We start from the raw sequence: 11486 nt of genomic DNA, 5'->3' as shown, positions 1-11486 counted from the left end.
TGCGTCGCAGGGCATCTTCCGCTCGCTTGCGTTCGGCGTTTTCCCGCTGCACGTCAGAATAGAGCCCCGCGTTCTCCAGCGAAATCGCGGCTTGCGACGCCAGCAGCTCCAGTACCGCCACCCGGCTTGCGGTGAAGGCGAAAGGCGTCAGATTGTTCTCGAGATAGAGTGCACCGACGAGCTTGGTCTGTTTGACGACGGGCAGGCACAGGACCGATCTGGGGTGATTTTGCCGAATATACTCGTCGTCCGAATACAGGTTCCCGACCGAAGCATCATCGAGGACTACGCTTTCCCGCGTTCGGATCACATAGTGAAGCGCGGATTGTGGGAGGGCCGAGGACAGTACCGCCGTCTCTCGAACCGTCACCTCAACTTTTCCCCGGCTGGTGATGGCTTCCGCCACAATCTGCGGCTCACCGCCCCTCAGAAGGATGAGCAGGCCGCGCTCTGCGCCTGCATGCTCGAGTGCGATCCTCATCAATGTCTCTGTCAGCTTGCCGAGTTCGATCTCGCCCGACACCGCCTGCGAGGCCTTGACCACGGTCCCGACATCCAGCTTCTCGACGGTACTGCCGAAGGTGGCGGTGGGCGCCTGCGGAGCCGATTCCTCGCCCAGGTGCGGGTGCAGGCGCTCAAGCTGGAGCACTTTGCCGAACGCTCCCCAGCGCTCAAAGCAATTGCGGGCGTCCTCCAGATGGACGCGTGCGGCGGTGGTGGATCCGCGGCTGAGATAGAACCCTGCGGCGAGCTCATGGGCGACACCTTCGTTCTGAACGAGGCCGTGCTCGCCAGCCGATTGAATGGCGTGCTCGTACAGGCGCATTGCATCGGCGTCTCGTCCTTCGAGGCGAGCGATCTCAGCCGCCACCAGAGCGTGCTTGTCGGCGAACGTTGGCGGATAGGTTTCCGCCCACTCCCATAGCTGCTCCTGATGCATTGTCAGGAGTTCGGCCCATTCTTGCTGCTCGTCGGCTGAGGCGTTTTCGTAGCAGGCCGCTACTGCCAGTGCGAAATAATAGAAGTAGTCGAGTAGCTGGATTTGAACGGTTGCCACCGAAAGGAGCGGCTTCACCCTGTCGGCTGCCGCTAGAGCCTCGGCGTAGTCGCCCGACAGGAACCGTGCCTTCAGTTTAAGGATCCAATAGAAGCAGGTCATCAAGGGCATCCGATCCCCTGTCAGCTGAGCCTCGAACGTCACCTCGTCGAACTGGGCGTCGCTGAAGGTGGAGAAGGTCGCGGTCCGGCCCTGCATGGTCGCGATGAAGCGTTGCTGGCTCACGACGATGTCCGCGGCGTCGCCGTATTTGGCTCCTCGGGCGAAGTCCAAGCCTATCTCCGACTCGCGCCACACCGCGTCGAGTGGATCGCTCCGCAGCAGATGGCCGGTGACAATTTGGTACACACCGTAGCAAGCGAAGGTCAGATCGCCCGACTCAATCGCGGTGCGAAAGGTCGCGCGCATGAATTCCATCGCGGTCCCGATCGGCTGCGTCCAGAATGCGACCGTTCCCGTCGCGTGGTAGACCTTCGGCTGGTTGGTGATGAAGCGGTGCTTCTCGACCAGGTCGCAGGCAAGCTTCGCGAAACGATAACCCTCACCGTAATGGTGAAAGACCGGGCCGGAGATAAAGCCGAGAAGCGCAAAGCCGAGCGCGGAGGCGTCGCTGATCCCGTGTTGCATGCCGATCTTCACCATCCGGCACGCGAGCAGGCAAAATAGGTGAAAGTCGGTGAAGTAGGCGGGTGGAGTAAGTACCGAAAGCAGCTGCACTGCGGCCTGCAGTTCCGGATCGTTCATCAGCGGCAGGTCGATCAGGCTCTCGATCGGCCGGCCATCGAGGGCCTTCCAGACCGTGTCGTATTCGACCTGGACCTCGCCCCAGGTCGGGTGTGCCGCCAGTTCGATACCGAACAGGCGCAGACACATGAGCGCGCTGGCCACAGCCTGCGAATTTTCCGACTTCACGGTATGGAGCAGAAGTTTGACTTGGTAGACGGCCGCCTGGTCGACCTTCGACGCCCCGCGCTGCAGCAACTCCACAATCAATTGCTCGACCTTTTCGAAGTTGCCGCTCAAAAGCTCGCACTCCGCGCGTTCCAGCCACAGGCTGAACGTCAACTTGTATTGGCCACCCCAGTCCCTTTCGTCCAACAGCGCCATGCCAGCCGAGAAATATGCGCGCGCCGAGGCATAGGCCGACGACGCCTTGGCCTTTCGCCCGGCGCGCAGATTTATTGTCGCGACCCGTACTTTCTCGCCCCGGTCGATCAGCCGTCCAGCGCCCCGATTGAGCTGGTTTGCGACATCAAACAGATGCTCGGCGAGCTGGTCGGCTTCCATGCTCCCCAGCAGGATGCGGCCGATGTGCAGGTGCGCCGCGACGCGCTGCGGTTCGGGAATCAGCGAATAAGCCGCCTGCTGGATACGGTCGTGAAGGAATCTGACTGTACCCTCCTGGTGAAAGACAAGCCCGGCGCGGACCGCTTCCCAGAGGGCGGCGTGAATCGCCTTCTCTGTCTGCGAGGTGACCAAGGCTAAGGTGGCGATGTCGGCGACATTGCCCAGGCAGGCGAGCTGTTTCAGGGCCTCCTGGGTAGCGGTGGAAAACCGCTGCAGTTTCGCGACCATAAGGTCCACGACGTTATCGGTGTAGTTCTTGGCACGGATACGATCCATGCTCCATTGCCAGGCTGGCGCGACATAATCGAACACGAGGAGCCCCTCTTCGGCGAGCGCCGTCAGGAACTGGATGGCGAAGAACGGATTGCCGCCTGTCTTTTCCTGAATGAGTTGCGCCAGGGGCCGCACACGCTCCGGCTCAGCATGCACGGCATCGGCGACAAGCTGGCCGACATCGGCGAGTCCGAGAGGCGCCAGCACGATCTGCTGGACCCGCGTTCCGGCATTGCGGATCGCCTCCAGCGTCCGCGTGAGCGGGTGAGACGGACTGACCTCGTTGTCCCGGTAGGCCCCCACCAGCAGCAGGTGCCGCACCTCAGGGTGCGTGACCAGTTGCTTCAGGAGGTCGAGCGTGGCTGCGTCCAGCCATTGCAAATCATCGAGGAACAGCGCGAGCGGGTGCTCCTTCTGCGCAAACACGCCGAGGAAACGCCGGAACACCATCTGGAAGCGGTTCTGCGCCTCCTGCGGCGGCAGAACTGCCACCGGCGGCTGGATGCCGATGACCAGTTCCAGCTCGGGAACGAGCTCCACCATGAGCTGGCCGTTCGGACCCAGCGCCTCGCCCAAGGCATCTCGCCAGTGGCCGAGCTCCGCCTCGCTCAGTCCCAGAAGCTGGCGGACAAGGTTCTGGAACGCCTGCGCAAGGGTCGCATAGGGGATGTCGCGCTTGTACTGATCGAACTTGCCCGATGCGAACAGGCCGCGCGGCGGCACCAGCGCCTTGTGCAGTTCGTTCACCACCGAGGATTTGCCGATTCCGGAATAGCCGGACACCAGCACCAACTCCAGGATGCCGTTCGCCACTACCCGGTCGAAGGCCCCGAGCAGGGAGGCGATTTCGCGTTCCCGCCCGTAAAGCTTTTCCGGAATCAGCAGCCGGTCCGATACGTCGTGCGCACCCGGTGGAAACGGGTCGATACGGCCATGTGCCTCCCAGTCCGTCAGGCACCGCAGCAGGTCGGCCTCGACGCCTGCGGCGGTCTGATAGCGGTCCTCGGCGGTCTTGGCGAGCAACTTCATCACGATCGTCGAGAGCAGCCCGGGGATGCCGTCGACCCGCTCGTCGGGCGGCGCAGGCTGACGGGCGATGTGGCAATGCACCCACTCCATCGGATCGGACGCGGTGAACGGCAGCGTTCCGGTGAGCATCTCGTAGAAGATGATGCCGAGAGAGTAGAGATCGCTGCGGGCATCGATCGAGCGGTTCATCCGGCCAGTCTGTTCGGGCGCCATGTAGGCGAGCGTTCCGGCGATCACCTCGGGTGGCGCGGGTGCCTGATGCTCGCGCAGCAACCGCGAGGCGATGCCGAAGCCGGTGAGCCAGACACCGCGGCTTGCGACGTCCACCAGGATGTTTGCCGGCTTGAGGTTTTTGTGGATCAGCCCGCGCCGATGCACCTGGCCGATTGCGGCCGCGAGCGGGATCGCGATGCGCAGAAACTGCGTCACGTCCATCGGCTGGCCGAGCAGCTGATCGAGTGGTTGCCCGCCGGGGTCCTCGAGCACCAGCGCCATGCGGCCGTCGTGGCGGGATAGGGCTCGTGGCCGGACCGCCCACTTCGGGTGGAGTTCGGCCCTGAGGTCATATTCATGTTCGAGCTGCTTGAGCGACTCGCGCGCCGGGCGTTCCCCGATGGGCGCGACCAGCAGGATCGGGTCCAGACCGTCGCCCGAGCCTCGGTGGAGCGTGAAATCGCCCCCCCGCAACGCCGAGAACACATAGCCCGAGAACTCCACAAGGACCTCCTGTCAGAGTCCCAAGCGCCCCAAGCGACATGAACGTTAGCGCTTTCCCGGCTCCCGCTGAAAGCTAAATCGATGTTGATCCCCGATGAGGAGCGATCTTGCCTATTGTAGAGGGACCTGCCTCGTGCTCCACCGCAACGCTACAGGGCAATGGAGCCGGGCGGGCGTGCTGGCTGTAGCCCGTCGCCGGGGAGGGGATTCTGCCATCGCTGATGGACGTTGCTTTTCCCAGCTCCTGACGCCACCACCTCCCTCCCACCCGGTGGCGAACTGCCCGGTCTCCTTCATGGAAGCCGGGCCTTTTCATTTTCAGCATTTCACTGCAGAGGCATCGAGCAACCAAAGACAGTCGCCACGGCATGGAAAATCATTTTACGACGGGGAACGGGTGCCGCTTCAACGTGGTTGTCTGGAAACCGCCAATACGCCAAACGCACCAACCCGAACTGAGTCAAGGGCGGATGCCAGGGGCGCGACCGCCGCCGGCGGTCCGAACTACCACAAGTAATCGAAAATCCTGCCCGCATCCGACTTTGGTCGCTATATAATAAACGCCTATTCTTTCGGCCTAACTGGACAAATCGACGCTGTTGCCTCCGCGCTACACAGCTTTCTGAGTGTGCGCTGTTACACGCGTCATCTAGATTAGAGTCGAGAGAGGCCGGCATGTCTTCACTGAATAAGTTAATCTTAACTTCCGTTGTCATTCTAGGGTTCGGCGGCGCGGCCGTGGCGGCTGACGCGATGCCGATCGTCGATGCGCCCGTTTACGGCGTGTCGCAAGATTGGTCGGGCTTCTATGTTGGCGTCATGGGTGGTGGCGGGCTGCTCACCGCTAACGTTCCCGGCGAACAAGCCGTCTACTACGGCAGCTACTACGGCAATATTGACGCGTCAGCATTCGGCGGGACTGTTGGCGTAGGCGTCGGTGCCAATATTCAAACCGGCTCCTTCGTCCTCGGCTTCGACGGCGACATCAACTGGTCCAGCTTGAGCGCCGACGTCAACGCTGACACCGACCACTACAACTCCAGCGCCAAATGGGACTGGTTCGCTACCCTCCGCGCCAAGGCCGGTATCGCCGTTGACAATGCCCTCGTTTATGCGACGGCCGGCGTCGCAGCAGTGAACGCCACCTACGGCTCCTGCTTCAACCCGGACTGCAGTCCGGCAGATGGCATAGACTATACGAGCACGCAGACCGTGTGGGGTATCGCAGTTGGCGCCGGCGCCGAAATGATGGTGTCCGACAACCTGTCGGTGAAAGGCGAAGTCCTCTATATCGCCCTTCCTAACAGCGAATTCGCCGTACCTTACGACACCGCCTACCAGGCGATTTTCGCTTCGAATGCCGTCATCGCCCGCGTGGGCCTGAACTGGTCGTTCTGATCTAGACTTCCATCTCCAACTGCAACACCCCCGCCACGGGCAACCTTGGCGGGTTTTTTCTTTCCAGTCGGTCGCTGAGCCGGCGAGCGAGCCTCGCTGAATATCGAGAAGATGTTGCCGGCTATCCCTTCAATCCCGCGCCGGCCAGCCCCTGCACGTAGTAGCGCTGCAAAGGCATCAGCAGCGCGATCGGGATCAGGGCGGTGATCACTGCCACGGCGAAGAGCTGGTTCCAGATCGTCTGGTATTGCTGCTGAAAGGCAGCCATGCCGACCTGGATCACCTTGAACTGCTGGCTGGGCATGGCGAGCAGCGGCCAGAGGAAGGCTTCCCACTGGAAGACGAAGAGCAGGAGCCCGGCGCTGATGAGGGTTGGAATCGAGAGTGGTACGTAGACGTGGCGCAGCACGTCCAACCAATTGGCTCCGTCGAGCCGTGCCGCCTCGAGGTAGTCCTTCGGCACTTCCTTGAAGAACTGGTAGAACAGGAAAACCGCGAGGCCATTGGCGACGCTTGGGACGATCAGCGCCGCGATGTTATCGAGCCAGCCGAGCTGCAGCGTCACCGTATAGAGCGGCAGCGCGATGGCCTCGAAGGGTAGCATGAAGCTGATGATGATCAGCGTCAGGATGGCGTTCTTCCCTTTGAAGTCGAACACTGCAAAGGCAAAGCCGGCAAGACCGTTCACGAAGAGCCCGGCGATCATGGTGATCATCGCCACCAGCATGGTGTTGGCGATGATCTGGCCGAAACCGCGCTGGAACACTCCCTCATAGGCCTGGAGCGAAAAGGGGACGGGAAGGAGCGCCTTGGGCGTGAACGGGAATATGTCGGCGAACACTTCCATGTTCGGTCGCAGCGACGAGACAATCGCCCACCACAGCGGCAGCACGAAGATAAAGGCGACGGCGATGTATCCGATATGCCGGAGCCCGAAACTGATGCCGCGGCGAAGGGGGCGGGCCATCACTTCTTCTCCTGCTTGCCGTTGAGCAGGCGGAACTGCAGCCCGACGATGACCAGGAGGATCAGCACCACGACCACAATGATCGCCATCGCTCGCCCCATGTCGCCGAACACGAAGCCCGACTTGTAGGCTTCGTACATCAGCACGTTGGTGGAATCCGCCGGACCACCTTGGGTCAGCATGAAGATGGGCGCAAAGAGCAGGAAGTTGATCGACACGTCCGCCACCAGCACGAAGAGCAGGGTAGGGCGGAGGAGGGGGATGGTAATGTGCCAGAGCCGCTGCCAAGCGACGGCGCCATCGAGCCTTGCGGCTTCATAGATTTCGGTCGAGATGTTCTGCAGCCCGCCGATAATGAAGATCATCCAGTACGAGATGCCCTTCCACGTCGCGATGGCGATGATCGAGTAAAGCGCAAAGGATTCCGACGTGAGCCACGGCTGCGCCGGTATGCCGGCAATGCCGATAAGGCCGTTCACGAGGCCGTCCTGGCTCAGCATGATGCGCCAGATGATCACCGCCACAGGCAGAGACACGCCGATTGGGATCAGGAACAGGAAGCGGTAGAGCGCGATGCCGCGGAACTTCTGCACGTAGAGCAGGGCAAGGCCAAGCGACAGGGCGATCTGGATCGGGTTGATCAGCAGGTTGAACCAGAAGGTCACCTGCAGCGATTTCCAGAAGGCGGAATCGGCGATCAGCGACAGGTAGTTGCCGACGCCGACGAACACCTGGTGGCCGCGCACCATGTTGAAGAAGCTGTCTGAGACGGCGAGCGCGATCGGGTAGAGCCGGAAAACGACGAGACCTGCAATCGCTGGGGCAAGCAGCGCGGCGACCAGCAGGAGGGGAGATCGTGTTCGGGTCACGCCGTTTTCCGGTAGTTGCGTCCCCGACGGTAAGGAAAGGCCGGGAACGCTTGGGGATGGGTAGATTATTTTGCGACGCGGTTGGCCGCGGTCTCGAACTTCTGTACCGCGCTCTTGAGCGCTTCGGAAACGGCAACGCCATTCGAGATGTCGGTGAAGGCCGTGCGGAACGCATCCTGCAGCTGGCCGTAGGCGGCGGTGACCGGACGGGCCTTGGCAGTGTTCAGTGAGTCGTAGACCCCGAGGCGGAAGACGTTCTTCGGAAACACGTCGAAATCGGCCGAAGTGCTGATCGTATCGAGCAGCGGCTTGTAGGTCGGCAGCTGCTGTAGCGCATCGAACCACACCTTGGTGCCTTCGGCATTGGTGGTGAGGTAGGAGGCGAAATCCATGGCCTCCGTCTGGTTGGCCGAGGCGACGTTGACGCCGACATACCACGAGCCGGTCGGGGTCAGCACCTTGCCGCCCGCGAAGTAGGGGTAGGGCGCGACGCCGAAATCGACACCGGTGGCAGCGAGTATCGGCAGGTTCCAGGTGCCGCCGGCGAACATGGCGAGCTGGCCATTGCCGAACAGCTGGGCACCTTCGCCGTAGCCGAGGCCCTTGGGGCTCACGCCTGAAGAGTAGAGTTCGCTCCAGTAGGTCGCTGCCTTGGTCCAGGCTTCGCTGTCGAGATAACCCTTGGCGGTGTAGCCGTCAGGACCGATTACGTCGGTGCCAAGCGATTCACCGAAGGGCTGCAGCTGGTAGAGCTCGGCGAACTGCTCGACCGAGAAGCCGTAGGTAGTGGTGCGACCGCCATCCTTAACTGTGAGCTTCTGGGCAGCGTCCGCGACCTGTTCCCAGGTCCAGCGCTCGGTCGAAGCGAGCTTGTCGACATCGCCCTGCGTAGAGGTCTGCCCGGCGGTGAGACCGGTCGGCGGGGTGATGCCGGCCTTCTCGAACAGGGTCTTGTTGTAGAACATCACCTGGGCCGAGTTATTGATCGGCAGGGCGTACTGCTTGCCGTCATACTTGCCCGCGTCGAGCGCGCTCGGTACCAGCGACGAGGTATCGATGCCGGGATCGATCGGCGACAGGAAGCCGCGCGAGGCATAGCTCGCCATCAGCGGAGCATCAACATAGACGAGGTCGATGCCGGCGTCAGCCGAGCGCAGGCGCAGCTCGGCGACCTGAAAAAACTGCGCGAATGGATATGATTGCAGGTTGATCGCAATGCCCGGGTGCGACGCCTTGTAGGCATCGACGACCGCCTGCATGGCGGTGGTGTCGCCACCTTCGATGACGATCATGTTGAGCGTCTTGTCCTGCGCCAGCGCGGTGCCGGCGAAAAAGCTGGCCACAAGGCCGGCGAGAATGGAGAGCTTTACGGTCTTCACGTTGGCACCCTTCATGGCTTCGAGGAAATTTTGGCGGCAGCCCAGATCATGGCTTGGGTCACTAGTTCGGCGAAACGGGGCGCGTCGGCCTTCACGGCGACGCCGACATTCTTGACGCGGGTATCGTGCGACGGATCCTGCGGGCGCAGGTCGATCAGCGTCTGGCCATAGGCCTCGTCGTTGGAGACGACCACATCGCCGGGGCGATGCTCGATATCGAAGAGCGTCGGGTCGATCAGCCAGGCGATGCAGCAGGGATCGTGCAGGGGCGCACCTGGCTTGTCGGCGCCGGCGAAGCGATAATAGGTGCCGCAGTAGAAATCGAGGATGTCGGCGACCGTGTTCGGACCCGGATGGGCACTCCGGATGGCCGAGACGTCTTCGCGGCGAAGCAGCGTCTGGTGCGTGGCGTTGAGGCCGAACATGGTCAGCGGCACGCCGGCGCGGAAGACCATTCGGGCGGCCTCGGCATCGGCCCAGATGTTGAACTCGGCAGCAGGCGTCACGTTGCCCTCGCCGGCCGAGCCGCCCATGAAGACGATCTGCTTGATCGCCGACGCAAGGTCGGGACGGAGCGCCAGTGCCAGGGCGACATTGGTCATCGGGCCGATTACCACCAGTGTAATCTCGCCGGGGTTGGCCTCGACCAGCCGGATGATTGCCTCGACGGCGTGGCCGGGTGCGACCGTGCGGGTGGGTGCTAGCAGTTCGACACCGGCGCTGTCGAGCCCGCTGGGGCCATGGAATGCGGCGGGGAACTCGTAGCGATGCAACAGCGGCTGCTGGGCGCCGCGATAGACCGGAATGTCGAGACCAAAGGCCTCGACGATGCGCAGCGCGTTACGCGTGGTGTTCTCGACCGAGGCATTGCCGCAGACGGCAGTGATCGCCTCGATCTTGATCGAAGGGTTCGACGCGGCCAACAGGATGGCGGCCATGTCGTCATGGCCCGGGTCGCAGTCGATGATGATCCGATGGGTGATGGAAGTCACTTAGCCGCCTTGTGTCGGTCCAAAAAACTGCTGGATGGGCCGAGGGCGGGCCTGCCGCGAAATCCTGCCCATCCCCCTGCAGAATCAAGGAAAGCGTAGGATAGACAACGGATTTTCAACAGCTTACTATTCGGGCATTCGGTTGATTTTTCTTCAACGATCATGCTGCACCTGCTCAATGCATTAAGGGCCTTCGAGGTCGCTGCCCGCCTGGGCAGCGTGCGTCGTGCTGCCGAAGAACTGCGCGTCTCGAGCGGCGCGGTGAGCCGTCACATTAAGAATCTCGAGGATGAGTTTGGCGTGGAGCTATTCGAGCGCGGCAATCGCTCGATGCGGCTGACGCCTGAGGCGGCGGCGTTCTCGGCGACGGTTACCGAGGCGTTTGCTTCGATCACCCGCGGCGTGGAGCACCTGCGCTCGGCCTACCGTCACGGCACCATCATGTTGACGGCGCCCGACACGTTCCTTCTCCGTTGGCTAGTGTCACGGCTACCGGCCCTAGACGCCGAACTGGGTGGAAAATCGGTTCGGCTCACGACCTGGACGCGAGAGATCAACCCCGCAGATCGCTCGATCGATATCTATGTCGGAGTCGGCTTGCCGCTGGATATTCCCGGTCTGACGGTCGTCGAGATCGGCCCGGAGACCTTTGGCCCGGTGGCAAGCCCCCAGCTGGTGCATGAGGGCCTCGGCGTTGAGGGTCTCTGGGCCCTTCCGCGCCTGGATATCCGCTGGCCGCCTGACATGTGGACCAACTGGGCGAGGGAGGTGGGTATCGAACTGCCGGAGCGCGAGACCATCTGGTACGACGCGCTGAACTATAGCGTGCAGGCCGCGGAGGCCGGGCTTGGCGTGGCCATCGGTCCCGGCCCCGCCATATGGGATGCCATCGCCCAGAACCGCCTGGTGGCGCCCCTCGGCGTGGTTTCTCGGCCAGGCAGATGGTTCCTCGCTTGGCGCGACGAGCGCTCGGGCCAGACCATGAACATCATCGCTCGCTGGTTTCAGCGTGAGATGGCAGCATCGGCACGTTCGGCTGGGCAGTAGACCCTGCCAAGCGGCGAATATGCAGACGCGTGTCCGCTAGTGGCCTAAGCCGACATCGCTAAGAGCCCACTAGGCCAAAAGAGGACGTGGGCTTGCTGGCGCTTTTGCGGTGCTCGCCAAGACTTGCGAGCGGTGCGCTCTATTGGTACACACGTCGCACTGGGTGCTGCGGTAACCCATTGAAAACGTGTAATGTCTGATCGAGGATGGAGCCATTTAATCCACCTAAGTAGTTGATCTAACTTATGGTGGCGGTTGTCTGGGGCGCATGCCCCTAAGGAAAGCCCTAAGGCCTGACTGCTCGCGCCCTCTGTTATCACGGGCTTGAGATGACTGAGCGGCCAGTCGGTGCACCAAGCCGACCATTCAGAACGTCCATGGCGCCCTCGCGTGATTGTAACGAGCCGGACG

At 62.2% G+C, this 11486-nt stretch carries 7 protein-coding genes; 2 read left to right on the top strand and 5 right to left on the bottom strand.

All coding sequences use genetic code 11. The features are described 5' to 3' along the window. A partial coding sequence (locus JWQ89_RS21015; protein WP_299644360.1) for an AAA family ATPase occupies positions 1-4423 on the bottom strand: 4423 nt, incomplete at its 3' end. Positions 4424-5098: 675 nt separating this feature from the next. Here JWQ89_RS21015 and JWQ89_RS21010 point away from each other — a divergent pair. Beyond that, positions 5099-5821, top strand: coding sequence for an outer membrane beta-barrel protein (locus JWQ89_RS21010; RefSeq protein ID WP_299644357.1), 723 nt, complete (start codon positions 5099-5101; stop codon positions 5819-5821). Between the two features lie 121 nt (positions 5822-5942). On the opposite strand, the gene JWQ89_RS21005 is transcribed toward JWQ89_RS21010, so the two are convergent. The 4 genes from JWQ89_RS21005 to JWQ89_RS20990 form a co-directional block, all read right to left on the bottom strand. Next, positions 5943-6788 (bottom strand): carbohydrate ABC transporter permease, encoded by an 846-nt coding sequence (locus JWQ89_RS21005; RefSeq protein ID WP_299644354.1) that lies wholly within the window; start codon positions 6786-6788, stop codon positions 5943-5945. Next, positions 6788-7657: a sugar ABC transporter permease gene (locus tag JWQ89_RS21000; RefSeq protein WP_299644352.1), complete on the bottom strand. Its 870-nt coding sequence runs from the start codon at positions 7655-7657 to the stop codon at positions 6788-6790. The genes JWQ89_RS21005 and JWQ89_RS21000 overlap by 1 nt, the downstream gene beginning before the upstream one ends. 65 nt (positions 7658-7722) lie before the next feature. Further along, positions 7723-9036 carry an extracellular solute-binding protein gene (locus JWQ89_RS20995; RefSeq protein WP_299644349.1) on the bottom strand — a complete coding sequence of 438 codons (1314 nt, stop codon included), beginning with the start codon at positions 9034-9036 and terminating at the stop codon, positions 7723-7725. Positions 9037-9047: 11 nt separating this feature from the next. Further along, positions 9048-10028, bottom strand: a complete 981-nt coding sequence (locus JWQ89_RS20990; protein ID WP_299644346.1) for a nucleoside hydrolase — start codon at positions 10026-10028, stop codon at positions 9048-9050. 162 nt (positions 10029-10190) lie between these two features. On the opposite strand from JWQ89_RS20990, the gene JWQ89_RS20985 reads away from it, so the two are divergent. After that, positions 10191-11075, top strand: a complete 885-nt coding sequence (locus tag JWQ89_RS20985; RefSeq protein WP_299644345.1) for a LysR family transcriptional regulator — start codon at positions 10191-10193, stop codon at positions 11073-11075. Positions 11076-11486: the final 411 nt, after the last annotated feature.

The sequence above is a fragment of the Devosia sp. genome, from assembly GCF_028290645.1.
GTDB lineage: Bacteria > Pseudomonadota > Alphaproteobacteria > Rhizobiales > Devosiaceae > Devosia_A.
Note: the sequence above shows the minus strand (reverse complement) of the source record. Positions and strands in the feature narration are given on the sequence as shown.